Consider the following 24,167-nt stretch of genomic DNA (forward strand, 5'->3'; position numbering starts at 1 on the left):
ACGGCCGATCGGATCGGCCGATCACGAAGGAGAACACGATATGCGCGATTGGCCGTACGAGGCATTCCCCACCGGCTGGTACCAGATCGGTTACTCGGCGGAGCTGAAGACCGGCGACGTCGAGCCGGTCAAGTACTTCGATCAGCAGTTGGTCCTGTTCCGCACCGAGGACGGACAGGCGTCGCTGCTGGACGCGTACTGCCCGCACCTGGGCGCGCATCTCGGCTACGGCGGAAAGGTCCAGGGCGACTGCATCGAATGCCCGTTCCACGGTTGGCAGTGGCGCGGCGACGGATCGCTCGGCACCATCCCGTACGACCCGGAAGCCGATCGCCGCGTGCGGATTCCGGCGTGGCACACCCGTGAGGTCGCCGGGCTGCTGCTGGCGTGGTACGACGGCTTCGGCCGCGAACCCTTCTGGGAGTGGCCGGGTATCACGGAATTCCTGGACGAGGAGAACTTCTACCCGATCTTCCCGCAGGGCGCCGACCACATCGGGATCCGCAAGATCATCCCGCAGTCGCCGGTGGAGAACACCCCCGATTTCGAGCACTTCCCCTATGTCCACGGGGCCGGTCGCGCCGGCAATCCCATCCTCTGGGAGGAGAAGGAGCACTATCTGCGGACCCGGATCAGCTTCCTGTTCGGAGCGAACAAGGCGAAGACGTGGCTCACCCCGGACGGTCCGATGGAGGGTGAGATCGAAACGGAGGCTTGGGGTCTGGGCCTGTCCAACGCCCGGTTCAAGGTCGGCGAGTTCGTCACCTCGCAGCTGACCGCCACGACTCCGGTGGACGCCGAGCATTCGAAGCTGTTCGACACCATCACCGCCACCCGGGAACCGGGCGACGCGGGCGACGAGCCCACCGGCCGGTCGGGCAAGATGATCACCTTCCAGAAGGGCCAGATCCGGCACGATTTCAAGATCTGGGAGAACCAGCGCTACGTCGAACATCCGCCGTTCGCGGGCCGCGAGGCCGACGCCTACGCCTCGTTCCGGCGCTGGTCGAAGCAGTTCTACTTCGGCCCGAACGGCGAATCGAAACCCGCCGCCGGACACTGAGGGAGAATCGTGTCGATGTTCGCGGAAACCATCGATCCGCAGCACGAATTCCGGCATCGGCCGGACGGGTCGGCGAACTACAACGAGAGCACCTATTACAACTTCGCCTCCGCGTCGACGGGCATCGTCGGCTGGGTCCGCGCGGCCGTCCAGCAGAATCGGTCCGCGGCGCAGTCCACCGCACTGATCTTCCTGCCCGACGGGCGGACCCTGGCCGCGTTCGAGAAGGCCGCCGCGATACCGCCGGACGCGTTCGAGGTCGGGTCGCTGGCCATCGAGATCGACGAGCCGCACGCCCGGCAGCGGCTGACCTTCACCGGGGACATGTCGGAATTCACCGAGCCGCGGGCACTCTCGGATCCGGGTGCGGCGCTGCGCGCGGCCCCGAAGGTGGGTGTGGCACTGCGGTTCGAGGTCGCCGGTGACGGAATGTCGTTCGGCACCGACGGAAACGATCCGGCGCATGTGCTCGAGGACAGTCTCGCCGTCGGTCACTACGAGCAGTTCGTCCGGGTCGGTGGCGAACTGCGGGTGGGTGATCGGTCCTATCCGATGGCCGGGGGCGGGCTGCGCGATCATTCCTGGGGACCGCGGGAGTGGTCGGGCCTGCGGTATCACCGTTGGGTCACCGCGATTCTCGACGACGGCAGCGCCGTGATGGCGCTCGAGGTGAGCCGCCACGACGGTGGCCTGACTCGGCGGGCGGCCGTGGTGTCCGACGGCGTCACCGCCGAGGCGACCTTGGACGATCTGCGCCTGGACTGGACCCCCGACGGGTTCGGGCGGCGGGTGGACTGCGCGCTGCGCGCGCCGGCCGGTGCGTTCCGGCTCACCGGAACCGTCCGGCGGCCCGAACAATTCGTGCCGCTGCGGCACGTCACCGCGGCGGCGGACGGGACCCGGGCGATCACCCGGATCGGTTACTCCGCCTACGAATTCGGCACCGACGACGGACGGCACGGGCTCGGCATCGTGGAGATCCTCGATCAGCTCGTCGACGGCCGGCCGATCGGAATGCCGTGAGGCGCGGCCGGATCGGTACCCGACAGACAGTCGACCGTGAGAATGGTTGCCCGGCAACGCATCGCGTGCGACCGGGCGCCGGATGGGATGAATCATGAGAGATGCGGTGATCGTCGCCGCCGTGCGCACGCCGATCGGCAAGCGCAACGGCTCCTATGCCGGTGTGCATCCGGTCGACCTGTCCGCGTGGGTGTTGCGAGCGCTCGTGGCGCGGACCGGGATCGATCCGGCCGTGGTCGACGATGTGGTCTGGGGGTGCGTGCAGCCGGTGGACGCCCAGGCGCTGAACATGGCCCGCAACGCGGTGCTGGCCGCCGGGTGGCCGGAGTCCGTGCCGGGCACCACGATCGACCGGCAGTGCGGCTCGTCGCAGCAGTCGGCGCATTTCGCTGCCGCCCTGGTGATGTCGGGTCAGGCCGAGGTGGTGGTGGCCGGCGGCGCCGAGGTGATGAGCCTGGTGCCCATGGGTTCGGTGACCAGCGGCCGGTTCGGTGAGCCGTTCGGCCCGCTGTTCGGCGAACGTTATCCGGAGACGCCGAATCAGGGCATCGGGGCCGAGATGATCGCCGAGCGGTGGCGGCTGTCGCGGCAGCAACTCGACGAATATGCCCTCAACTCACACGATCTGGCCGCCGCGGCGATCGACGGCGGCGCCTTCGCGACGCAGTACGTACCGGTCGAGGGCACCGGGCTCACCGTGGACGAGGGGGTCCGCCGCGGTACCACGCCGGAGCGGATGGCCTCGCTCCCACCGGCTTTCAAGGAGGGCGGGGTCATCCACGCCGGTAACTCGTCGCAGATCTCCGACGGCGCCGGCGCACTGCTGATCACCACCGGCGAGAAGGCCGCCCAGCTGGGACTGCGGCCGCTGGTCCGGCTGCACGGATTCGCGGTCGCCGGTAGCGATCCGATCATGATGCTGACCGGCCCGATCCCCGCGACCGCGAAGGTGCTGGCCCGGACCGGATTGTCGATCGGCGACATCGGCGCCTTCGAGATCAACGAGGCGTTCGCCTCGGTGCCGCTGGCCTGGCTGGCGGAGACCGGCGCCGATCCGAAGCGGCTGAATCCGCTCGGCGGCGCGATCGCGGTGGGCCATCCGCTCGGTGGATCCGGCGCGATCCTGATGACGCGCCTGGTACATCACATGGTGGACAACGGAATTCGCTACGGCCTGCAGAGCATGTGCGAGGGCGGCGGCATGGCCAATGCCACCGTCCTGGAACTGCTCTGACCGAGCCGGGCCCGAAAACGCCTGCGCCGCCCCGGAAGTCCATTGCGGACCGGGGCGGCGCTCGCGTCGGTCACCGGGCCGCGGCGGCCCGCTCGGCGGCGTCGATCCACGATCCGCAGGCCACCCGGAACCGTTCCAGGCCACCCTGATCGTGCATCGCGCCGGAGGCGAAGCGGGCATGGGCCCGCAGCGCGGTGCAGGCCAGGCGCCAGGACGCGAAGGTGTCGTAGACCCAGAAATCGTCCATCGGCACCCCGGATCGGGACCGGTAGCGGTCGATCACCTCCTCGACGGTGATCGCGCCGGGTGCGGTGGTGGGCATCTCGTCGCCGAGCATCGCGACCGCGGGCGGCCGCCAGAACGCCACCAGCGCGGCGAGATCGGCCAGCGGATCACCGAGCGAGGCGAGTTCCCAATCGAGGATCGCGCGAACCTGCCCGTCCGGGCCGACGATCGCGTTGCCGAGCCGATAGTCGCCGTGCACGATCCGGACCGGGCCGCCGGTCGGCAGGTCGGTCTCGATCACGGTCGCGAGCGCGTGCAGCCGGGCCACCGCCGCGGCGGTCTCCGGCCGGGCCGCGGCATCGATGACCGACCGCCAGCGGTGCAACTGCCGGGCGACATAGCCCGAGCGCGGCCCGAAATCGCCGAGGCCCACCGCATCGGGATCGAGGGAGTGCAGGGTGGCCAGCACATCCACGATCTGCTCGGTCGCGGTGCGCAGCGCCGCGGGTGCGACGTCGCGGGCCGCGGCGGTGGCGTCGGCGAGGACGAAGCCGGGCACGAATTCGGTGATGTGACAAGGTAATCCGAGCGGATCGGCGGCGGCGCCGACCGCCGCGAGCCGGGGCACCGGTACCGCGCTGCCGGCCAGCGCGGACATGACCCGCACCTCGCGGTCGGTGTCGTGCGCCTTCCCGGAAGTGTGCCCGGCCGGTGGGTGCCGCAGCACCCAGCAGCGGCCGGCGCTGTCCAGCAGGCGGTAGGTGAGCATGCTGTAGCCGCCGCTGATCCGTTCGCAGCGCAACGGCGGCGCGGCCGCGGGCAGCGCGGTGGCGAGCCAGTCGGCGACCGCGGCGGGTAGTTCACGATCGAGGGCGATCACGCGACGGCCCCGACGGTGAGTTCGGCCAGCAGCGCCGGCGCGTCGTCGCGGTCGGCGACGGTCGCGGTGAGCACGATCCGGTCGCCGTCGCGCCAGCCGGACAGGTGCAGGGATTCGCCGGGGAAGACGACGCCGGTGAATTTGGCGTCGTAGCCGCGGACGGCCGCGGTGTCGTCGTCGAGCAGGATCCGCAGCGCCGCCTTCAGCGCGATCCCGTAGGTGCACAGCCCGTGCAGGATCGGCCGCGGGAATCCGGCGGCCTCGGCGGCCACCGGATCGCTGTGCAGCGGATTGCGGTCGCCGAGCAGCCGATACCACAGTGCCTGCTGCGGCAGGGTCGCGACGGTGCGGACGGCGTCCGGGGCGCGGTCCGGTATCGCGATGTCCTGCGACGGTCCCCGCTCACCGCCGAATCCGCCCTCACCGCGGATGAACAGCCGCGAGGTCTCCGTCCACAGCGGGGTCCCGGTGGCGGTGCGGGCCGTGGTCTCCAGGCAGACCAGCGCCGCCTTGCCCTTGTCGTACACGGCGGCCACCCGGGTCTCGGCGATCGCGCCGGTGGCGGCGGCCGGGATCGGGGCGTGCAGGTCGATCCGCTGGCTACCGTGCAGATATTGCGACAGGTCGGCCTCGATCCCGGGCCAGTCCAGGTCCGGCGGTCCGGCCTCGTGCAGCGAGCGCGCCGCGACCGCGAACGACGGCAGCACCCGCAGGTCCGGCTCGGTGACGTAGGCGAGTTCGGCGGGATCGGTCGGAGCCGATCCGGCCCCCAGGGCCAGGTGGTACAACAGCACATCGTCGGACCGCCAGCCGAAGGTCTCGAGCCGCGGCGGCGTGGTCGTGGCCAGGGTTTCATTGATCGGCACGTGTATCGGTCCCTCGCTTGTATTCAACTACATGGTTGATAATAACGCGGCATGTCGGCGCGGCAAGCCTTCTGAAGTCAACTGATTGGTTGACTACGCCATTCGCGCGGGCATAGCCTGGATCCGGCAAGACCGCGGGCGAGGCCCGTCGGCGAGAGGACAACGCGTGAAAGCCACACTCGGACCGAGTCAGCTCGGATTCCTGACCGATCTGCGCGCCTATCTCGACACTCTGGATCCGGAGTTGATCGAGGCGACGCGGGCGGAGAACATCGACGACCCCATGCAGCCGCGCGAGCACGGCCGGCGGTTCCTGCGCCGGCTCGGGGCCGACGGCTGGCTGGGCGTGTCGTGGCCGCGGGAGTTCGGTGGCCGCGGTCTGTCGGCGATCGAGCAGTGGCTGTTCGCCGAGGAGCTCTACAACCGGCGGCTGCCGAACGGGCTGCTGACGTTGAACGCGATCGGCCCGGTGCTGGTGCGGCTGGGCAGCGATGCGCAGAAGGCCGAGTATCTTCCGCGAATCCTGGCCGGTGAGCTGGAATTCGCGATCGGGTACAGCGAGCCGGATGCCGGCAGTGATCTGGCGTCGTTGCGTACCAAGGCCGTTCGCGACGGTGACGAGTACGTCGTGAACGGGCAGAAGATCTGGACCACCGGCGCGTCGGTGGCGACCCATCTGTGGCTCGCGGTACGGACCGGCACACCGGAGTCCCGCCATCGGGGCGTGAGCCTGTTGATCACGCCGATGGACGTGCCGGGCATCACGATTCGGCCGATCATCACCCAGGGCGGTGAGCGCACCAACGCGGTATTCCTCGACGATGTCCGGATCCCGGCGAGCGGTCTGGTCGGCGCGCAGGACGCGGGCTGGTCGGCGATCACCGCCGCGCTGAACTTCGAGCGGATGTTCTATCACAACGAACCTCGGTGGGAATTACGGCAATTGACCGAATGGGCCGGGCCGGCCGGGCTGCTCGACGGCGACACCGCCGAGGCGCACGCGCTGCAGGCGACCGTCGGCGAGCTGGCCGTCGACGTGGAGCTGTGCCGGATGTTCGCGATGCGCGGCGCCCGGATGCTGTCCGAGGGGCGGGTGCCGTACGCGGAGGCGTCGATGAACAAGATCTGGTGGGGTGAACTGCGCCAGCGGATCTGCAATCTCGGCCTGGATCTGATCGGCGAGGACGGGTCGATCGCGCACGGCTGCGAATCCGCCCCGGCGCACGGGCATCTGGAGCGCGGCCTGCGCTCGTCGCCGGTGTGGCGATTCGGCGGCGGCACCAACGAGATCCAGCTGGACATCATCGCGACGCGTGGACTGGGGATGGCGAAATGACCGACACCGCAACGGCGACGGAGACCGAAGTCGCTCTCCTCGCCGCCACGGCGCGGGAGTTCTTCGCCGGATTCGCCGACAACGGCTATCTGAATCGGCAACAGGAATCCGCGCTCGGCTACGACGCCGAGCGCTGGCGGCAGATCGTCGATCTCGGCTGGACGGCGGTGAGCCTGCCGGAACGGGTCGGTGGCGCGGCCGCCGGGATCGCGGCGGCGGCGGCCGTCGCGGTCGAATTCGGCCGTGCGGCCGTCGCATCGCCCTGGTTGCCGACGCTCCGCGCCGCCACCGTGCTGCAAGCGGTGGCGCCGGCCGCGCGGATCGATCCGATGCTGAGCGCGGTCGCGGCGGGGGTTCCGCACGCGCTCGCCGCACCCGCGGATCGCACCGTGCGGGCGACGGTGGACCCCGACGGCGGATTGCGGCTGGCCGGGCCGCCGATCGTCGTGGAATGGGCGCAGCAGTGCGACACCACGATCTTCCTGGTGCCCGTCGCGAACGACGCGGCGGCCGAACAGGATTCGCGCTGGGCCGTGGCGGCGGTACCGCGGGATCGGCTCGGTGAGCGCCGCACCGCGGTGATCAGTGTCGACAACGAGCGTGCGGCGCGGATCGAGGTGGCCGGACTGGTGGTGCCCGCGGAATATGTTCTCGCCGACGATATTCCGGGCCCGGATGCGGAATACGCACTCGCGGCGGCGAATCTGCTGCGTGCCGCGGTGATGGTCGGCGGTTGCGAAGCGGTGCTGGAGTTCTCGGTGCGGTACGCGCGGGAGCGGATCCAGTTCGGGCAGCCGATCGGGAACTTCCAGGCGGTGCGCCATCATCTGTCCCGGATGGCGATCGCGGCGGACGCCGCCCGGCTGTCGTTCGACGAGGCCCTGTCGGCGGTGGAGTCGCCGGAGCGCGACCGCACCGCCGCACTGCTGGCGGTATTCGTCGCCGGTCGGTCGTATGTGGAGATCGTGCTGACCGCGGCGCAGATCCACGGCGGGGTCGGCACGACCGTCGAACATGTTCTGCACCATCACTTCCGGCGGGCCAAGGCCGCGCAGTTGCGTGCCGGGAAGCGCGCCAACCGGCTGCGGGAGCTCACCGATCTCCTGGTGCGCAACCCCACCGGAAGCCTCTGGTGACGCCGGTCAGCGGCCGGCCGGCTCGAAGCTCGAATTCCACGGCCGGACGATCCGCTCGGTGAATTCGCGCAGTTCCTCGATCGCCGTGCGGGTTCTGGTCCACGGCGCGACGATCACCCGCGTCACGCCCGCGTCGACGTAGTGCCGCAGGTCGGCGATCTCGGTGATGCGGCCGTGCACGGTCACCTCGAGCGGGGTGGTGCGGCCGTGCCGCGCGGCGAGGTCGGCGAGCCGGGCCAGCGCCGCCGGTAGTTCGGCCAGGCTGTGATTCATCGGCATCCAGCCGGTGCCGGCGGTGGCGGCCCGGCGCAGTGCGGCCGGGCCGTCGCCGCCGATGTGCAGGGCCGGTCCCGGCCGCTGTACCGGCTTCGGCTCGAAGGCCAGCGGCCCGAAATCGAAGTATTCGCCGTGGTGTTCGACGATCGGTTCGGACCACAGTCGCCGGCACACCTCGATCGTCTCGTCCACGCGAGCGCCGCGGCGATCGAAATCCAGTCCGACGGCGTCCCATTCGGCGCGCAGCCAGCTGGCGCCGAGGCCCAGGGCCAGCCGCCCGCCGGACAGGACGTCGACCGTGGTCGCGGCCCGCGCGGTGACGAACGGATGCCGCAGGCCGATGTTGTAGACGTTGATGCCCAGCAGGATTCGCCGCGTCCGGGCCGCCAGATGACACAGCACGCCGAAGGGGTCGAGGACCGGGATGTCGGACGGGATCGGCGGATGGTCCGAACCGGCGTGCGGACTTCCGGACGAATCGATCGGGACCACGAGATGTTCCGGTATCCAGACGGATTCGAAGCCCAGCCGGTCCGCTTCCTCGGCGATATCGCCCCACCGGTCGATGCGGGCGCTGTGCAGTCCGATACCGAACCGCAGGGGTGCGGCGTTCGGGTCCAGTGGCATGGTCGGCTCGTTTCGTTTCCGGGATGACAAGGCGCTATGTGATATTGGCCTTCATATCGTCGAGTCGCGCGAGTACGGGCCATCCGCTGACGCTGAGTGCGTTGCCGTGGCCGGTCTGGTGGATGTCGAACACCGACTGGATGGCGGCGTAGAAGCCCTGGATGTCGAGGGTCTGGTTGACCGCGCGTTTGGCCTGGCGCAGCCCGAAGGCGGGCATCTTGGCGATCTGCTCGGCCCACGAGCGGGCTTCGGCGTCGAGTTGGTCGCGGGCGACGACCTTGTTGACCATGCCGACCTGTTCGGCTTCGTGCGCGGTGACGGGGCGTCCGGTGAACAGGATCTCCTTGGCCTTGCGGGGTCCGAGTTCCCAGGTGTGGCCGTGGTATTCGACGCCGCCGATACCCATGAGCACGACGGGGTCGGAGAACTGCGCGTCCTCGGCGGCGATGATCAGGTCGCAGGGCCAGCACAGCAGCAGCCCACCGGAGATACAACGGCCCTGGACCGCCGCGATGGAGGGTTTGGGGATGTTGCGCCAGCGCAGCGAATACTCCAGATAACGCCGGGATTCGAACTCGTACAGCCGTTCCAGGGTCAGCTTGGCCGTCGAGTCGGACGAGCCGCGCGCTCGCAGATCGTGTCCGGCGGAGAAGTGCTTGCCCTCGGCCCGGAGCACGATCACCGCGACCTCCGGATCGTCGGCGGCGCGCACCCAGGCGGCATCCAATTCGTCCAGCAGCTCGGCATTCTGGGCGTTGGCGGCCTCCGGCCGGTTCAGTGTGATCGTCGCTATCCGGTCGGCGACCTCGTAACGGATGTACACGTGCTGCTCCTGACTCGGGGGGATTACGTGACCGCGCCGGCGGACTTGAGTGCGAGGATGCCGTCCCAGTCCAGGCCCAGCTCCAGCAGGATCTCCTCGGTCTGCGCGGCGAACTCGGGACCGGGGGACAGGTCGGGTGCGGTCAGGTCGAATTGCACCGGGCTCGAAACCAGTTGCAGCTCACCCGCTTTCCGCACGTATTCGTTGGCGCGGACCTGCGGGTCGTCGAGGACCTGGAGGCAATCCTGCACCGGCGCCCACGGTCCGGCGAGCGTGCCGAGGCGTTCGGTCCATTCGGCGAGCGTGCGGCTCCCGATCGCCTCCCGCAGGATCGCCACGCCCGCTTCGGTATTCGCCGCGACCGACTCGGCGGTGGCGAAGCGGGGATCGTCGGCGAGTTCCGGGCGATCGATGTGGCGGCACACGTCGGACCAGAACTTGGTGGGCTGCAACATCGCCAGCGACAGGTACCGTCCGTCCTTCGTCGCGTAGAGCCCGACCAGCGGATTGGTCGGCGCGCCGTGCGAACCGGTCGGCGCGGCCTCGAGCGGCCGGCCGGCATAGGCGGACAGGGCGATGGTGTGCCCCATGGACCACACGCCACTGGACAGCAGGGAGACGTCCACCACCGACGGTTCGCCGGTGCGGCCCAGCTTCACCAGGGCCGCCGCGATGCCGCCGGCGAGGTTGGTGCCGGAGATCGTGTCACCGAACGCGGGCCCTGGCGGGCCGATCATCCCGGTCACGTCCGGCGGGGTGATCGAGGCGGCCACGCCGCCCCGGCACCAGTAGGCGGTCATGTCGTAGCCGCCCTTGTCGGATTCGGCGCCGCGGGGGCCGAGGCCGCTGCCGCGGGCATAGATGATCGTGGGATTGACCGCGCGGATGTCGGCGACGTCGATGCCGAATTTCGCGCGGTGCGAGGGCAGGAAGCTGGTCAGGAAGACGTCGGCGGTCTCGGCCAGCCGGTGCACGATCTCGCGCCCTCGCGGATTCGCCATATCGATCCCGATGCTGCGCTTGCCGCGGTTGGCGTGCTCGATATTGGGATTGGGGTCGCCCTCGACGATGATCGGGCCGATCTGCCGCAGGCCGCGCTGCGGATCACCGGTGACGGCGTGCTCGACCTTGATCACGGTCGCGCCCCAGTCGGCGAGCACCGCGCCCGCCGACGGTACGAAACCGTACATCGCGACCTCGAGGACCCGGATCCCGTCCAGTGGCCCGCTCATGCGATCACCGCCGCGCGGGTCTCGGTCTCGGGGAACTCGCTGGCGGATCCGTTCGGCGACATCGTGTGCTCCAGTGCTCGGGTGGTCTCGCGACGGCCGGCGGCCCACCTCCCGGGAGCCGCGGCCGTGACGGCGCTCACATAATCGAATACCTTATCGTAAGGGCTTTCCGCAAGGGGTTCAGATGCGGCCGTCCGTATTCGCCGGTGTGACCGTGCGGATCGCGGCCGGCGGGGAGAAGGTCCAGCTGGAGAGCGTGATTTTCGAACTGTCCCTTGTTACCGTAAGTCATTACTGTATAGTCCGGGGAACGGCGCCGGGCGGTAACGGCAGGGCCGGCCTCCGGCGCATCACACACCTCCGCTGTCCGGATCGAAAGGACACATCTGATGACCGCGACCTCAATTCTGCGACCCGGGTCACAGCTGGCCAGTGCCGTCTGCGGCACCCGGGTGGTCGTCGTGCGGGCGCCCGCCGCGTCCGTCATGATCGCCTGTGGCGGTGCGCCGATGGTGCCGGCGGCGGGTGCCGCGGCCTCGGGTGCGCCGAAGGACGGCGCGCCGGCGAGGACGCTCGTCGGTAAGCGGTACGTCGATACCGAGGGTGCCGTCGAATTGCTGTGCACGTCGTCGGGCACCGGCGAACTCTCCTGCGACGGCACACCCATGGCGATCAAGGCCGCGAAGGCCTTGCCGGCCTCCGATTGACGGCGAGGAAATCCGATGTCCGTTCTGTCGCTGCGTCCGGTGGATCCGGAACTGTCGCGCGTGGTACCGATCGATCGGTCGATCGCACAGGCCCGGGAGCGGTCGCTGCGTTATCGCGTCGCGGTCATCGCCTGCGACACAAGCGAATTGGTGAATTCGGCCGGTGGCTGGATATTCGACCGGTCCCTGGCGGGATGGGATGTCACGGTACTCGCCGCCGACCCGGCCGACCCGTTGCCGCTGCGGATCCTCGGTGCGGAGGTCGTCGATCTGAACGAGGCGATCGCGCGCGGGCCCGCCGACGTGGAGCCGCAGGCCTATGCGATATCCGCCGCGTACTGCGCCACGAATGCGCGCTTGCGGCGGTGGGTGGTGCGGGCGATCGCGCGCGGCCGGCACGAGATAACCCTCTACGGCGCGGACTGTCCGGACGAACTCGCCGGCCGCACGGCGCCGGACCGGCACCGGCTCAGCCTCGCGGCCCGAATGTTCAAGACGCACGCACTGGCCGCGGCGGGGGATTGCGGCGGGAATATCGCCGATATCGAGTCGATTCGGACGGCCGGTCGATTGTGGCCGGGCACGGCGGATCCCGTTCCGCCGAAGCGGCGCTGAGGTATTCGCCGGCCGGCTGCTAGGCTCGGCGAATACGGAGCGAACTTACCGGAAGGGGCGACTGTGGCGCGGGCGGCGGCAGCGACGCGAACACCACGGCGGCAACGCCGGGAGCGCGGTTCCATCACGGCCGAGGAAATCGTGAACGCCGCATTCGCTCTCGCGGCGGAAGTATCGGTGGACAAACTCAGCATGCCGGCGCTGGCCAAACAGATGGATGTCGGTGTCACCAGCCTCTATTGGTATTTCCGCAGCAAGGACCAGTTGCTGGAGGCGATGCGCGACCGCGCCCTCGAACAATACGAGATCGCGCTGCCGTTCACCGGTACCGGTGCGTGGCACGAGGATCTGCGGTCGCATTTCCTGCAGATGCGCGCGCTGTTCCGCGACAATCCGGTCCTCTGCGATCTGCTGATCATGCACACCGCCGATTACGGCGCGCATCCCAGCCACGTCGCCTACCAGCGCCTGGAAGCCATCATCGAAATTCTCGTGCAGGCGGGCTTCACGCCCGGCGGCGCCCTGGAGACCTATTTCTCGCTCTCGGTGCACAGCCGCGGCTTCGCCATGCTCGAACGCCGCGACGGTCTCGACGCGGCCGCGCGGGAAAATCCCGCGGCGACGCCCATCGACAGCGCGGCCATGCCGAATCTCGCGAAACTGGTCGAGCACGGATACGGCCTGAGCCTGGTGCAGGACCGCGTCTTCGAAATGGGCCTGGATGCGTTGATCGAGAAGGCGAAACGTTCGCTGGAATCCGGGAGCTGACCGAGCGCCACGCCGAGGATCGCGCAAACGAGTTCCCGTCGGTGGGCATGAGAAGCTGGGACAGCTTTCGGCGTTCCCGTCTCGTCCGCGGTTCGCGGGTGAGCCGGTCGAGTGCGAATTGTCCACAGGCGGAATCGTGTTCGCCGATCGTGCGAACACATCAGCACAGGAGTGGTCGACAGACGTGGCGAACTGCGGGCGTGCGACAGCGTGGGCAGTGGCGGCCGTCGTGTGCGCGGTGATATCGATCGGGCCGCCGGTGACCGGTCGCGCGGATCTGCCGGGTGATCCGCCGCACGAATTGTCGTCGGTATTGCCGGACCCGCTACCGGATCCGTTCTATCGGCCCGCACCGGGATTCGAGCAGACCCGGCCGGGGACGGTTCTCGCGAATCGTCCGGCGCACGTGGCATTTCCGCCGACGGCGCAGTCGACCGAACTGCTGATCCGCTCCACCGACACCGTGGCCGATCCGGTGCCCGTGGTGGCGACCCTGCTCCTGCCGGACACCCCGTGGTCCGGTCCGGGACCACGCCCGCTGGTCGGCTACGTTCCGCCGATCTCCGCGCTCGGAAACGGTTGTGTCCCTTCGCAGAAGATGAGGAGCGGGCTGCAGGCCGACCTGCTGGCGATCACGGCGCTGCTGGATCGTGAGTACGCCGTCGTCGTGCCCGACTACCAGGGCCCCCGGCAGGCGTACTCGGCCGGACTGATGGAGGGGCACGCGGTGCTCGACGCCGTGCGCGCCGCGATCGGCCTCGGGCTGGGCGAACTGCGGCCCGACTCGCCGGTCGTGCTGACCGGGTACTCCGGTGGGTCCATCGCCACCGGATGGGCGGCCCAACTCGCGCCCGGATACGCCCCCGAACTCCGTCTGGCCGGCGCGATGATCGGCGGTACGCCCGCCGACTACCGGATGCTCTGGGAGACGATGAACGGCACCGCCGCCGCCGGTGTCTTCCTCGCCGCGACCCTGGGGCTGGCCCGGGAGTATCCGGAACTGCTGACGCTGCTCAACGACAACGGGTGGCGCCTGGCGCACGCGCTCCGCAACCTCTGTATCGAGCCCGCGACCCTGCTGGGCCTGGTGACCCGGATCCGGGTGGAACAGCTCACCGACGTGCCCGACCCGATCGAGTTGCCGCTCGTGCGGCGGATCATCGCGGCGAACACGCTCGGCGCCGCAGCACCCGCGGCGCCGCTGCTGATCTACCACGGCGCCGACGAGATCTTCGTGCCGCTGGCCGGCGCGGTGAATCTCTACCGGAACTGGTGCCGGGAGCGGGCCCGCGTGCGGCTGCAGGTGCAACCCGGCGGGCACTTCATCGTCGGCGCGCAGGCCCTGGCCACCGCGCAGACCGCCGATCGGGTCGGGGAACTGTTCGCCGGGACGCTGGTCCCGGAAGGCTGCACCACCGATCGCTGACTCGCGGATCAGCCTTGCGCCGCGACCGTGGCCAGGGTCGCGCGCAGCGAATCCTGTGCCTGGCGGTATTCCCGGCGGAGGCGGTCCACCAGATCCGCGGCGGGTACCACCTCACGGACCGGGCCGATTCCCTGACCGGCGCCCCAGATATCGCGCCACGCCTTGGTTTCGGTATCGGCCATGGCGCTCATATTCATCGCCGACGCGTCCGAGGTCGGCAGATTGTCCGGGTCCATACCGGCCGCGACAATGCTGCCGCGCAGGTAATTTCCGTGCACACCGGTGAAGAGGTTGGAGTACACGATGTCGCCGGCGCCGGAATCCACGATCATCTGTTTGTAGGTGTCGGTGGCATTGGCCTCCGTGGTGGCGATGAACGCCGAGCCGATATAGGCGAGATCGGCCCCGGCCACCTGCGCGGCGAGAATCGACCGGCCGTGCCCGATCGAGCCGGACAACAGCAGGGGGCCGTCGAACCATTCGCGGATCTCCTGCAACAGCGCGAACGGCGATTGCGTACCCGCATGTCCGCCGGCGCCCGCCGCGACCGCGATCAGTCCGTCCGCCCCCTTGTCGATCGCCTTGTGCGCGTAGCGATTGTCGATGACATCGTGCAGCACGATGCCGCCGTAGGCGTGGACGGCGTCGTTGACATCGGACCGCGCGCCGAGTGAGGTGATGACGATCGGCACCTCGAATTCCACGATCGTGGCGAGATCGGCGTCGAGCCGGTCGTTGGATTTGTGCACGATCAGATTGACGGCGAAGGGCGCCGCGGGTGCGCTGGGATGTGCCGCGTCGTGGGCGGCGAGCCGTTCGGTGATCTCGGTCAGCCATTCCCGGAAGCACGCCTGCGGGCGGGCATTGAGACTCGGGAAGGATCCGACCATTCCGGCCGCGCACTGGGCGACCACGAGATCGGGAGCGGACACGATGAACATCGGTGACGCCACGGCGGGCAGTCGGAGGCGGTCCGTCAGGATCGGCGGCAGAACCATGGAATATTCCTCTTCTCAGCGGACGTAGCGGTCGCGCAGCAATCGTTTGTAGAGCTTGCCGGTGGCGTGGCGGGGCAACTCGGGCTCGAAATCGATGGCGCGCGGGCATTTGTAGGCCGCGAGCCGGCCGTGCAGGTGGGCCAGCAGTTTCGCGGCCAGCTCCGGGCCCGGTTCGACACCCGGTGCGGGCGCGACCACGGCGTGCACCACCTCGCCCAATTCGTCGTGCGGAATACCGAATACGGCGACGTCGGCGACCTCGGGATGCATGGCCAGCGCGTCCTCCGCCTCCCGGGGATAGACGTTGACGCCGCCGGAGAGGATGAGATCGGCCCGGCGATCGGAGAGGTACAGGAAACCGCCCTCGTCGAGATATCCGAGATCGCCGACCGTCGCCCAGCCGCGGTCGTTGCGCGCCGCGGCGGTCTTCTCGGGGTCGTGGAGATATTCGAAGGGCAGGCCGCCTTCGGACCAGATCGTGCCCGTCTCGCCGAGCGGCAGTTCCCGGCCGGTTTCGTCCAGGATGTGCGGCGTCCCGAGAATCGCCCGCCCCACGGATCCGGGATGTGCGAGCCATTCCGCGGCATCCAGCGCGGTGAACAGGCAGTTCTCGGTGCACGAATAGTATTCGTGGACAATGGGTCCCAGCCAGTCGATCATCGCCCGCTTGGTGTCCGGCGGGCACGGCGCCGCGGCGTGGATCACCGTCCGCAGCGACGAGAGATCCCGATCCCGTTGTGCGGCAGGCAGTTTCAGCATCCGGATGAACATGGTCGGGACCATCTGGGTGTGCGTCACCCGATAGCGCTCGATCAGGTCCAGGGCCCGGTCCGGCTCGAATTTCTCCATCACCACGACCGTGCCGCCGTAGCGGTGCGTCGTCATGCTGAACCGCAGTGGCGCAGCGTGATACAGCGGCGCCGGCGACAGATAGACGCTGTGCTCGTCGATACCCCAGTACCGGTGCAGCAGGTCAGCCACGCCGGGCGGCGTGCCGAGCGGATGCAGCGGCAGTTCGGCGACCACACCCTTCGGCCGGCCCGTGGTGCCGGAGGAATACAGCAGGTCGATACCCTCGCGCTCGTCCGCGACACGTTCGCCGGGCAGGGCCCGCAGGGCCGTCGCCGGATCCTCGAATCCGGGGTGCGCGGCGTCGACGACGAATCGCGCGCCGACCGCGGGTAACCCGGCTGTGGCCGCGACAGCCGTCTCCAGATGACGCGCGCTGGTGAACAGCGCGCGGGCGCCGGAGTCGCGCAGGGTGTAGGCGACCTCCTCGGGCAGCAAGCGGGTGGAGACGGTCACGTAGCGCAGGCCGATACGTTGCGCGGCCCAGGCGATCGTCAGGAAATGCGCGTTGTTCTCCATCAGCAGCGCCACGCAGTCGCCGTGCCGGATTCCCCGGGACCACAGCAGTTCCGCGATCGCGCGCGAATCGTCCACCAGCGCGCGGTAGGTCACGACCGTGCCCGTGCTCGCCATGATGTACGCCGGGCGATCCGGGTGCGCGGCCGCGTGGGTGTCAGGAAAATCCGTCATGCCTCTCCCGGAAGAGCCGATCCGATACCTTATCAAGCGATAACCTATCGCTCGATAAGGTATCTGCCAAGGGCCGGACATGGAAAGGTGTGCACCGATGGGCGACAACGATGCGCGTCGCACCGACGGGCGCGCGCGGGTGCTGAGTGCGGCGGCGCGGTGCATGGTCCGGTGCGGCTACCACGGGACGACGATCCGCGACATCGCCACGGAGGCCGGGATGACCTCCGCGGCGCTGTACCACCATTTCCAGTCCAAACAGCAGATCCTGGTCGCGATCATGTCGATCGCCCTGGCCGACGCCCGCGACCGCGTGGACCGGGCGATCGCGGCGGCGGGGCCCTCGCCGGTGCCGCGGTTCCGCGCGGCCGTATCCGCCTGGGCGCTGTTCCACGCGCTGCGGCGCGACGACGCGCTGGTGGGTGCGACCGAGATCCGCAGCCTCGATCCCGAACACCGGCAGCGGGTGATCGAGGCGCGCGACGAGCAGGAACGGATCTTCCGGGACCTGGTCGCGGCCGGTGTGGCGGGCGGCGAATTCGAGGTCGACGACGTCGAGGTCGCGACGCGGGCCCTGCTCACGATGGGTTCCGCCATCGCGACCTGGTTCGATCCGACCGGGCCGTTGCGTCCCGAACAGGTCGCGGCGGAATTCGTGCGGCTGGGTCTGGGAATGGTGCGGGCGCGCGGCTGAGCGGGCCGTCAGTGCGGCAGCATCAGCAACTCGGCGTGGCCGTCGCCGGTGCCCGCGGGCCCGATCAGGGCCAGCGCGCGGGCGGCGATCAGGTCGCCCAGGTGCGGGGTGCGCGGCGATCCCATGCTCTGCCAGACCCCGGCGGCGACCGGGAGCGCCGGGACCACGCGGGTCCGCCGGTCGTCGGAGGCGACGCGGCCCACGATGCGTCCCTGCAGCCGGGGGCGTGCGGTGCGTGCGGTGAGCGCGTCCACGATCAGCGGGCCGGTGACCAGCAGCGCGGTGATCGCGGCGAACGGATTGCCGGGCAGGCACAGGATCACCTGTCCGCTCGGCAGCAGCGCGAGCAGTTGTGAGCCGCCGGGCCGCATCGCGACACCGTCGATCAGGATGCGGGCGCCGAGTCCGGCCAGTACCGCCCGCAGATGGTCGGCCGCGCCGTGCCCGGTGCCGCCGACGACGATCAGCAGCGGCGTCCGGGACGCGGTGAACCAGGCGCGCACGAGGTCCGGGTCGTCGTCGAGATGCCGCAGGCTCGCGCAGCCGATATCGCACGCGCGCAGGTATTCCGGCAGTGCCGGCGACAGTGAGTCGCGGGTCTGCCCCTCGGCCAGGGGACCCACCGCGCGGATCTCGTCACCGGTGACCAGGACATCGGCGGACACCGGGCCGCGCACGGCCAGCAGCGGCGCCTCGGCGCTGGCCGCGACCGATACGACCGCCGCCGAGACCGCCGTGCCCGCGCTCACCAATTCCTGTCCGCCCGACCAGTATTCACCGCTGCGCCGGGTGTCGTTCCGGAACGGCGTGCCGGGATCCAGTGCGATCGCCTCGCCGCCGGAGATCCGGATGCGCCGGACGTGCTCGTCCCGCAGTACCGCGGTCGTGCCGCGCGGGGTGGTCGCCCCGGTGGCGATGCGGACCGCGCAATTCCGTTCCAGCGCAAGCCCGTTCGCGTGACCTGCCGCGCGGATTCCCGACCGCAGCCGCCAGGTCGGGCCCGCACCGCTGACCGCGTATCCGTCCATCGCGGCGGTATCGGCGCGCGGCAGCGCGGTGCCCGCGATGATCGGCTCGGCCAGCGTCGCGCCCGGCACGGCGTCCGCGGTGTCCCACCGGATCGGCAGCGCGACGAGCTGTTCGCGCAGTATCGCGTCCAGATCCGCGACCGGCACTGCGGTGCGGGCCGGGGGAGTCACCGTCGCGACCGTCGGCCATCGCGCGTCCATATCGCCCCCATCGTGTCGTTCGCCGCAATTCCGAGTCCACCGATCCTGATCTGCGGAAATTGCGCGCGATGGTCGCCGCCGTTGCCCGGCCGTCACAGATCGCTCACATCACCGGAACTCGCTCGGTGCGTTCATTGCGGCTGTCCGGATATGCAGTGCGGCAATGCCGTTCGTGGCCGGATGGGGTGGAATTCCGGCGGCCCGTTGCTGTGCTCCCGAGGGGGTGATCTACGTCATATCATGGAGTAGCTACCAGATAGCTGTACTGGAGATCGTTGACGAGGAATGTAATGAATACGACGGATCGCGGGGTACTGGTTTCGCAATGGTGCGAAACCCTGACCGAGCAGAAATACCTGATCGGGTCGGCGTGTGATCGGGAGCGGCTCGCCGGATTCGTCGACGATCTGGCGGCGATCCTGGAGGCCGAGCCGTTCGAGCCGGATCGGGGCGAGCGCGTCGGGGCCGCACTGGCCGAGGCGGGTCTGGTGGTCGCCGGCGCACCGAACACCGCGGGACGGGTGTTGTACCGATTGGCCGCCGCGAGCCCGCGCGGCGATGCGCGCCGGCGCGGTATGCAGATCCTGTCCGCGGTGGTGCGCGGCCACCGCGACGCGTGCCGGAATCGGGCCGATATGCCCGCCACCGCCGATTCGGACCTCGTCGCGGCGACCGGGAAGTTGTTCCGGGTCGCGCTGGATCATTCGACGGTCGCGGTCGTGATCGGCGAGATCGACGGCGCCCTCCGCTACGTCAACCGGGCCAATGCCGAACTGCTCGGCGTGCCGGTCGACAGCCTGACGTCGGCCACCGTGTTCGACTTCGTCCACCCCGACGACGTGGACCATGCGATCGCGGTGTTCTTCGAGCAGGTGGCCGAGCGGTCGGGCACCGTCCGGCTGGAGACGCGCCTGGTCCGCGGCGACGGCACGGTACGGCACACGTCGTTCGCGGTGACCTATGTGCGGGGCTCGGCGGGGCAGCCGGACACGTTCGTCGCGGTCGGTGAGGACGTCACCGAACAGCACGCGCTCCAGCAGCAGTTGCACTGGCAGGCGCACCACGATCCGCTGACGGGTCTGCCGAATCGGCGGGAGCTCGAGGAACAGGTCGAGACGATCGGGGCGACCGCGCCGATCGGCGAGCACATCGGATTGTGTTTCGCCGACCTGGACAATTTCAAGAACATCAACGATCTGTACGGCCATACCGTCGGCGATCGTGTCCTGTGCGAGGTCGCCGACCGATTCCGGGGCGTGCCGGCCGATCGGATCCGGACCGTCGCCCGCATCGGTGGCGACGAATTCGTCGTCCTCCTCGCGCCGCCGGCCGACGATCGGACCGCGGTATCCGTTGCGGAGGAGTTGCTGAACGCACTCGCGGAGCCGATCGCGATCGACGGGCACCGGCTTCCGGTCTCGCTCAGCGTCGGGGTCATGGTCGCCGAGGCCGCGGGTATCCATGCCGATACGGTGCTCGACGCGGCCGACCGGGGCCTGCACCGGGCCAAGCTCGGTGGCAGGCATCGGTGGGCCTTCCAATCGTTCGACTCGTCGCCCGGCGCCGACCTCGTGGATTGACGCGATCGGCTGCGGATCAGCGCCGTATCCCGGCGCGGAGGCGTTCCCAGTTCGCCGAGCCGACGGCGGCCCGCTCGGCCGGTTCCAGCGGCGCCGCGTCCAGGAAGGTCCGCGCGCCGGTCGCCGGCGGGACGAACGGGTAGTCGGCGGCGAACAGCAGCCGGTCGGCGCCGACGGTCTCGACGGCCCAGCGCAGGTACTTCTGGCTGAGAATGCCACTGGGCGTGACGAATACGTTGGTGCGCAGGTAGTCGGAGACCGGCCGGTCCAGTCCGGCGAGTTCCGGCAGCGCGGCATCGATGCGGTCCAGATAGAACATCATCAGCTCACCCCAGTGCCCCACGATGACCTGCAGATCCGGGAATCGGTCGAAGACGCCGGCCAGGATCAGGCGCAGCAGTTCCAGGCCGGCGTCGTAGTGCCAGCCGATGCCGTGGGTGGCGAGCGCGGCGTCGAGGCGGTCGCCGAGCCCGCTGTAGTAGGCCTCCCGCACGGCGATCGGTGGCGACTGGGGGTGCAGATACAGCGGCGCGCGCAACGCGGCGGCGGTTTCCAGCAGGGGCCGGAACCGCGGTTCGTCCAGGTGCCGGTCTCCGGTGCGGCCGAAGACCATCGCGCCGGACAGGCCGAGGCCGGTCACGGCTCGCTCCAGTTCGGCGGCGGCGGCCTCCGGCGCCGGGGTGGCCAGTGTCGCGAAGGCCTGGAAACGGTCCGGCCGATCGCGGATCGTCTCGGCCAGTCGGTCGTTCACCTCTCGTTGCAGGGCGACGGCGTCGGGCGGGTCGAGATTCTGCACACCGGGTGCGGACAGGGACAGGACCTGGGTGTCGATACCGGCGGCGTCCATCGCCGCGATGCGCTCGTTGCCGATCTCGGCGAGGCGCCGCCCGCTCTCACCCAGAGTGGACGGGGAGAGGGCGAGATCGCGCCGCCGCGGCTCCGCTTTCTGCCACGCGTCCACCACCGCGGCGGTGACCATATGCTCTTCCAGGGCGACGATTCGGTACTCGGTGCTCATGTGTTCCTCAATTCTTCGGCGAACAATTCGTCGACGGTGTGTGAGGCGGCGGAGAGCCCTTGCTCGTGGGAATAACGCAGGAAGGTTTCCAAGGCCGTGCGATTGGCCGCTGTCCCGTAGGGGAACCAGTCCTGCGGGAACAGCGCCTGATTCTCCTCGAACAGGTGGTACATCCACGGCACCATCGTGGTGACCTGGAACAGCTTCCGCATTTCTCGATAGCGTTGTGCGGCAACGTTCTTGGCCGTCAGGAAACCGTCGAACAGGGTGCGCGAAAGTGTCGGACGGGCCTCGAACAGTTCCCGGCGGGCGACGATCGTGTGCATCATGGGGAAGATGCCGGTGCGGCGATACCAATCACGTTCGCGGGCTTCGTGATCCGGGAACAACGGGGCGATGTTCGGTGAGCCGGCGAGGTAGGGAGTGGGTGCGTTGGAGGCGAACAGCGCGTCGATCTCGCCGCGGTCGAGCATCTCGGCGAGGGTGCGTCCCGGCGGCGCGAAGCCGACCTCCACCGCGTCCGGATGCGGATGTGTGGTGAATGCGAACGGAGCGGGCAGCGGAGTTTCCAGGCCGCCGATGATCCAGCGGTTGTGCTCCGGCGCGAATCCGTAATCGTCGGACAGGATGCCCTTCGCCCAGATACCCGAGTCCTGACCGTACATGCCGAATTCGCCGATCGTGCGGCCGGTGAGGTCCGCCGGGCCGGTGATCGCCTTCGAGGTGTTGACGAAGATGCTGGAATGCCGGAACGCCCTCGCCGGGAATACCGGAATCGCGACCAGATCGGGCGAGCCGGTATCCCGGGCGCGCAGATAGTGAGTGAGGCCGAATTCGGCGACGTCGAACCGGCCGGATACCAGACCCGCGAAGATTTCCGGGATGGCGGGACTGTGCAGGGTGACGTCGAGGCCGTCGAAGGCCACGGATCCGTCGAACAGCCCTCGGGTGTTGTCGTAGCGGGTGACGGCGATGTCGAGATGCGCAGTGGTCATGAGCCGAGCCCTTCTCCGATGCCGGAAAATTTTGCCGATCAGGTGTCCAGCAGTGCGGGGGCGAAAATGTCCTCGCTGGTCAGCAGGCGTTTCGAGAGGCCCTGTTCGTGGTGGTAACGCAGGAACGTGTCGATCGCTTTCCGATTCGCGGCGACGCCGTAGGGCCACCAGTCCTCGCCCAGCAGTGCCCGGTTCTCCTCGAAATGCCGGCTGAACCACGGGGTGACGACGGCCATGTGCTGCTTCGACGCACCGTCGCGATATTTCCGCTGGGCGATCTCCTTGGCCTCGCAGAAGGCCCGGTAGACGGATTTCATCAGATCGCCGCGCAGCGCGATGTCGCGCGGGACCGCGACGATGTGCATCTGCGGGAAGATCCCGGTGCGCCGGTAGTAGTCGCGCTCCACGGTCTCGTAGTCGGGGAAGAGCCGGGCGATCCTCGTCGAGCCCTGTAACAGGGATCGGGGGACGTCGACCGAGACGAGCGCGTCGATCTCGCCGGATTCGAGCATGGCGGCGAGGGTTTCGCCGTCGGCCGCGTGCCGCACGTCCACCCCGTCCGGCACCGGCTGCGGGATCCAGTCGAAGGCGGGGATCGGGTGATCGGTGCCGCCGATGACCCAGCGGCTGCGATCGGGGGTCAGGCCGTACTCGTCGGCGAAGATGCCCTTGATCCAGACACCCGGGTCGTGGCCGTACAGCGCGAATTCGCCGATCGTCGCGCCCGCGAGGTCCTGCGGCCGCTCGATCCCCGCGGCCGCATTCACGAAGACCGACGAGTGCCGGAAGTTGCGGTTCGGGAAGATCGGCAGCGCGAGGAACGGCGAATCGTCGAGGTCGAAGGTGCGCAGGAAGTAGGTGAGGCCGAATTCGGCTACGTCGTAACGCCTTTCGACGGTGCGCTGGAAGATGTTCGATACCAGCGGATCCGTCTCGAAGGTGGCGTCGGCCCCCTCGATCGTGACGCGCCCGTCGAACAGGGCCTCGGTGTGCTCGTAGGTGTAGGTGGCCACACGCAGTTTCGCGTTCATCGCGAGTCTCCCTTCCGTGAATGACCTTTCACTTTTAAGCTAGGTCCACGAGTGCGACTCGTCAAGGTAAATGGTCATTCACGTTGAAGGAGGTGCGGCCGTGCCGCGCATCACGCCGGAACGCCGCGAGGCCAAGCGCGCGGAGATCGTGGCGGCGGCCCGTCGCTGCTTCTCCCGCGACGGATTCCACCAGACCTCGATGCCGGATATCGCCACCGAGGCGGGTGTGTCGGCCGGGGCGCCGTACCGCTACTTCGCGAGCAAGGAGGAGATCATCCTCGCCATCGCCGGTGACGCGTTCCGGCTGATCTTCGCCCCGGTCGAGCGGCTGGCCGCCGGTACCGCCGCCGCGTCGGTCGCCGACCTGGTGGCGGCCGCGCTCGAGGCCTCGAGCGCCGATACCGTCACCGACGCCGCGGGACAGGCGGTACCGGTCGAGGAGTTGCTGCGCTGTGCCGTGCAGACCTGGTCGGAACTGCTGCGGAACGAGACCGTGCGCGCGCGTGCCGTCGAGGGTTTCGAATCCGTACGCCACAGCATCGCCGACGCGTTGCGGCGCGGACAGGCCGCGGGCACCGTCGCGCCGACCGTCGATCCGGAACGCGGCGCGCGGGTGGTGATGGGTGTGCTGCACGGGTTCCTGCTCCAGCGGGTGGCCTTCGATCTGGCCGATCCGTCGGGCTTCGCCGCCGAATTCCGGATCCTGCTCGAAGGCACGGGACGGATCGAGACGAGTCCGAGCTGAGCGGCGTGTGTCGGGCCGCCGATGGCGGGTAGCCGTCGATCGGACCTCGGGTTCGCCGGAACCCGGGAGGCTCGCGGACCGACCGTACGAGGAGAGGAATC

24 protein-coding genes are annotated in these 24,167 nt (G+C 69.2%); 12 read left to right on the plus strand and 12 right to left on the minus strand.

Translation table 11 applies throughout. From position 1 onward, the window contains the following. The first annotated feature begins 40 nt into the window (after window positions 1-40). From G361_RS41780 to G361_RS0101240, 3 genes are all read left to right on the plus strand, one after another. A complete protein-coding gene (locus G361_RS41780) occupies window positions 41-1,063 on the plus strand; it encodes a Rieske 2Fe-2S domain-containing protein (protein ID WP_019925218.1) in 1,023 nt (340 codons plus the stop codon). A 15-nt stretch (window positions 1,064-1,078) separates the two neighbouring features. After that, on the plus strand, window positions 1,079-2,086 hold the full coding sequence (locus G361_RS0101235; protein WP_155981236.1) for a hypothetical protein: 1,008 nt from the start codon (window positions 1,079-1,081) through the stop codon (window positions 2,084-2,086). Window positions 2,087-2,180: 94 nt separating this feature from the next. Next, window positions 2,181-3,320, plus strand: coding sequence for a thiolase family protein (locus tag G361_RS0101240; RefSeq protein WP_026342573.1), 1,140 nt, complete (start codon window positions 2,181-2,183; stop codon window positions 3,318-3,320). 70 nt (window positions 3,321-3,390) lie between these two features. Here the strand turns inward: G361_RS0101240 and G361_RS41785 are convergent, their stop codons facing one another. Together G361_RS41785 and G361_RS0101250 are read right to left on the minus strand one after the other, a co-directional pair. Next, window positions 3,391-4,425: a phosphotransferase family protein gene (locus G361_RS41785; RefSeq protein ID WP_019925221.1), complete on the minus strand. Its 1,035-nt coding sequence runs from the start codon at window positions 4,423-4,425 to the stop codon at window positions 3,391-3,393. Then, a complete protein-coding gene (locus tag G361_RS0101250) occupies window positions 4,422-5,291 on the minus strand; it encodes a MaoC/PaaZ C-terminal domain-containing protein (RefSeq protein WP_019925222.1) in 870 nt (289 codons plus the stop codon). Before G361_RS0101250 ends, G361_RS41785 begins: the two co-directional genes overlap by 4 nt. Before the next feature lie 166 nt (window positions 5,292-5,457). Here G361_RS0101250 and G361_RS0101255 point away from each other — a divergent pair, with 166 nt between their 5' ends. Next, complete coding sequence (locus G361_RS0101255) at window positions 5,458-6,627, plus strand: acyl-CoA dehydrogenase family protein (protein ID WP_019925223.1); 1,170 nt, start codon at window positions 5,458-5,460, stop codon at window positions 6,625-6,627. Then, window positions 6,624-7,763: an acyl-CoA dehydrogenase family protein gene (locus G361_RS0101260; protein WP_019925224.1), complete on the plus strand. Its 1,140-nt coding sequence runs from the start codon at window positions 6,624-6,626 to the stop codon at window positions 7,761-7,763. Before G361_RS0101255 ends, G361_RS0101260 begins: the two co-directional genes overlap by 4 nt. Window positions 7,764-7,769: 6 nt before the next feature. Here G361_RS0101260 and G361_RS0101265 read toward each other — a convergent pair whose 3' ends face one another. Genes G361_RS0101265 through G361_RS48980 form a run of 4 tightly spaced genes read right to left on the minus strand, consistent with a single transcriptional unit; the run spans window position 7,770 to window position 10,861 of the window. Beyond that, window positions 7,770-8,666 (minus strand): TIGR03619 family F420-dependent LLM class oxidoreductase, encoded by an 897-nt coding sequence (locus tag G361_RS0101265; RefSeq protein ID WP_019925225.1) that lies wholly within the window; start codon window positions 8,664-8,666, stop codon window positions 7,770-7,772. Between the two features lie 34 nt (window positions 8,667-8,700). Beyond that, window positions 8,701-9,489, minus strand: coding sequence for an enoyl-CoA hydratase (locus G361_RS0101270; protein WP_019925226.1), 789 nt, complete (start codon window positions 9,487-9,489; stop codon window positions 8,701-8,703). 23 nt (window positions 9,490-9,512) lie between these two features. Further along, a complete protein-coding gene (locus G361_RS0101275; RefSeq protein WP_019925227.1) occupies window positions 9,513-10,721 on the minus strand; it encodes a CaiB/BaiF CoA-transferase family protein in 1,209 nt (402 codons plus the stop codon). Next, the gene (locus tag G361_RS48980; protein WP_019925228.1) at window positions 10,718-10,861 is read right to left on the minus strand and encodes a hypothetical protein; all 144 of its coding nucleotides are present in this window, start codon (window positions 10,859-10,861) and stop codon (window positions 10,718-10,720) included. The genes G361_RS0101275 and G361_RS48980 overlap by 4 nt, the downstream gene beginning before the upstream one ends. Before the next feature lie 249 nt (window positions 10,862-11,110). On the opposite strand from G361_RS48980, the gene G361_RS0101285 reads away from it, so the two are divergent. From G361_RS0101285 to G361_RS41790, 4 genes are all read left to right on the plus strand, one after another. Continuing rightward, window positions 11,111-11,428, plus strand: coding sequence for a hypothetical protein (locus G361_RS0101285; RefSeq protein WP_019925229.1), 318 nt, complete (start codon window positions 11,111-11,113; stop codon window positions 11,426-11,428). A gap of 15 nt (window positions 11,429-11,443) precedes the next feature. Continuing rightward, a complete protein-coding gene (locus G361_RS0101290) occupies window positions 11,444-12,043 on the plus strand; it encodes a hypothetical protein (RefSeq protein ID WP_019925230.1) in 600 nt (199 codons plus the stop codon). A gap of 141 nt (window positions 12,044-12,184) precedes the next feature. Further along, window positions 12,185-12,811, plus strand: coding sequence for a TetR/AcrR family transcriptional regulator (locus G361_RS0101295; protein WP_231386749.1), 627 nt, complete (start codon window positions 12,185-12,187; stop codon window positions 12,809-12,811). 217 nt (window positions 12,812-13,028) lie between these two features. Next, window positions 13,029-14,237 carry a lipase family protein gene (locus G361_RS41790; RefSeq protein WP_036494057.1) on the plus strand — a complete coding sequence of 403 codons (1,209 nt, stop codon included), beginning with the start codon at window positions 13,029-13,031 and terminating at the stop codon, window positions 14,235-14,237. Window positions 14,238-14,245: 8 nt separating this feature from the next. Here the strand turns inward: G361_RS41790 and G361_RS0101305 are convergent, their stop codons facing one another. Together G361_RS0101305 and G361_RS0101310 are read right to left on the minus strand one after the other, a co-directional pair. After that, the gene (locus G361_RS0101305; protein WP_019925233.1) at window positions 14,246-15,235 is read right to left on the minus strand and encodes a nitronate monooxygenase family protein; all 990 of its coding nucleotides are present in this window, start codon (window positions 15,233-15,235) and stop codon (window positions 14,246-14,248) included. A 15-nt stretch (window positions 15,236-15,250) separates the two neighbouring features. Next, window positions 15,251-16,774 carry an AMP-binding protein gene (locus tag G361_RS0101310; protein WP_019925234.1) on the minus strand — a complete coding sequence of 508 codons (1,524 nt, stop codon included), beginning with the start codon at window positions 16,772-16,774 and terminating at the stop codon, window positions 15,251-15,253. 97 nt (window positions 16,775-16,871) lie between these two features. Here G361_RS0101310 and G361_RS0101315 point away from each other — a divergent pair, with 97 nt between their 5' ends. After that, window positions 16,872-17,468, plus strand: coding sequence for a TetR/AcrR family transcriptional regulator (locus G361_RS0101315; protein ID WP_019925235.1), 597 nt, complete (start codon window positions 16,872-16,874; stop codon window positions 17,466-17,468). Window positions 17,469-17,476: 8 nt separating this feature from the next. Here the strand turns inward: G361_RS0101315 and G361_RS0101320 are convergent, their stop codons facing one another. Next, window positions 17,477-18,697 carry a molybdopterin-binding protein gene (locus tag G361_RS0101320; RefSeq protein WP_019925236.1) on the minus strand — a complete coding sequence of 407 codons (1,221 nt, stop codon included), beginning with the start codon at window positions 18,695-18,697 and terminating at the stop codon, window positions 17,477-17,479. Window positions 18,698-18,987: 290 nt separating this feature from the next. On the opposite strand from G361_RS0101320, the gene G361_RS41795 reads away from it, so the two are divergent. Further along, complete coding sequence (locus G361_RS41795; RefSeq protein ID WP_019925237.1) at window positions 18,988-20,277, plus strand: diguanylate cyclase domain-containing protein; 1,290 nt, start codon at window positions 18,988-18,990, stop codon at window positions 20,275-20,277. A 16-nt stretch (window positions 20,278-20,293) separates the two neighbouring features. On the opposite strand, the gene G361_RS0101330 is transcribed toward G361_RS41795, so the two are convergent. Genes G361_RS0101330 through G361_RS0101340 form a run of 3 tightly spaced genes read right to left on the minus strand, consistent with a single transcriptional unit; the run spans window position 20,294 to window position 23,321 of the window. Then, a complete protein-coding gene (locus G361_RS0101330) occupies window positions 20,294-21,295 on the minus strand; it encodes an amidohydrolase family protein (RefSeq protein ID WP_019925238.1) in 1,002 nt (333 codons plus the stop codon). Further along, window positions 21,292-22,290, minus strand: coding sequence for a hypothetical protein (locus tag G361_RS0101335; protein ID WP_019925239.1), 999 nt, complete (start codon window positions 22,288-22,290; stop codon window positions 21,292-21,294). The genes G361_RS0101330 and G361_RS0101335 overlap by 4 nt, the downstream gene beginning before the upstream one ends. Window positions 22,291-22,328: 38 nt before the next feature. Then, on the minus strand, window positions 22,329-23,321 hold the full coding sequence (locus G361_RS0101340; protein ID WP_019925240.1) for a hypothetical protein: 993 nt from the start codon (window positions 23,319-23,321) through the stop codon (window positions 22,329-22,331). A gap of 100 nt (window positions 23,322-23,421) precedes the next feature. On the opposite strand from G361_RS0101340, the gene G361_RS0101345 reads away from it, so the two are divergent. Next, a complete protein-coding gene (locus G361_RS0101345) occupies window positions 23,422-24,066 on the plus strand; it encodes a TetR/AcrR family transcriptional regulator (RefSeq protein WP_019925241.1) in 645 nt (214 codons plus the stop codon). The last annotated feature ends 101 nt before the right edge of the window (window positions 24,067-24,167 follow it).

The organism is Nocardia sp. BMG111209, from assembly GCF_000381925.1.
GTDB lineage: Bacteria > Actinomycetota > Actinomycetes > Mycobacteriales > Mycobacteriaceae > Nocardia.

Coding starts and splice junctions, on each gene's coding strand:
- G361_RS41780 (WP_019925218.1), top strand. CDS start 41: ATGCGCGATTGGCCGTACGAGGCATTCCCCACCGGCTGGTACCAGATC.
- G361_RS0101235 (WP_155981236.1), top strand. CDS start 1,079: ATGTTCGCGGAAACCATCGATCCGCAGCACGAATTCCGGCATCGGCCG.
- G361_RS0101240 (WP_026342573.1), top strand. CDS start 2,181: ATGAGAGATGCGGTGATCGTCGCCGCCGTGCGCACGCCGATCGGCAAG.
- G361_RS0101260 (WP_019925224.1), top strand. CDS start 6,624: ATGACCGACACCGCAACGGCGACGGAGACCGAAGTCGCTCTCCTCGCC.
- G361_RS0101265 (WP_019925225.1), bottom strand. CDS start 8,666: ATGCCACTGGACCCGAACGCCGCACCCCTGCGGTTCGGTATCGGACTG.
- G361_RS0101275 (WP_019925227.1), bottom strand. CDS start 10,721: ATGAGCGGGCCACTGGACGGGATCCGGGTCCTCGAGGTCGCGATGTAC.
- G361_RS0101285 (WP_019925229.1), top strand. CDS start 11,111: ATGACCGCGACCTCAATTCTGCGACCCGGGTCACAGCTGGCCAGTGCC.
- G361_RS0101290 (WP_019925230.1), top strand. CDS start 11,444: ATGTCCGTTCTGTCGCTGCGTCCGGTGGATCCGGAACTGTCGCGCGTG.
- G361_RS0101305 (WP_019925233.1), bottom strand. CDS start 15,235: ATGGTTCTGCCGCCGATCCTGACGGACCGCCTCCGACTGCCCGCCGTG.
- G361_RS0101310 (WP_019925234.1), bottom strand. CDS start 16,774: ATGACGGATTTTCCTGACACCCACGCGGCCGCGCACCCGGATCGCCCG.
- G361_RS0101315 (WP_019925235.1), top strand. CDS start 16,872: ATGGGCGACAACGATGCGCGTCGCACCGACGGGCGCGCGCGGGTGCTG.
- G361_RS0101320 (WP_019925236.1), bottom strand. CDS start 18,697: ATGGACGCGCGATGGCCGACGGTCGCGACGGTGACTCCCCCGGCCCGC.
- G361_RS41795 (WP_019925237.1), top strand. CDS start 18,988: ATGAATACGACGGATCGCGGGGTACTGGTTTCGCAATGGTGCGAAACC.
- G361_RS0101330 (WP_019925238.1), bottom strand. CDS start 21,295: ATGAGCACCGAGTACCGAATCGTCGCCCTGGAAGAGCATATGGTCACC.
- G361_RS0101335 (WP_019925239.1), bottom strand. CDS start 22,290: ATGACCACTGCGCATCTCGACATCGCCGTCACCCGCTACGACAACACC.
- G361_RS0101340 (WP_019925240.1), bottom strand. CDS start 23,321: ATGAACGCGAAACTGCGTGTGGCCACCTACACCTACGAGCACACCGAG.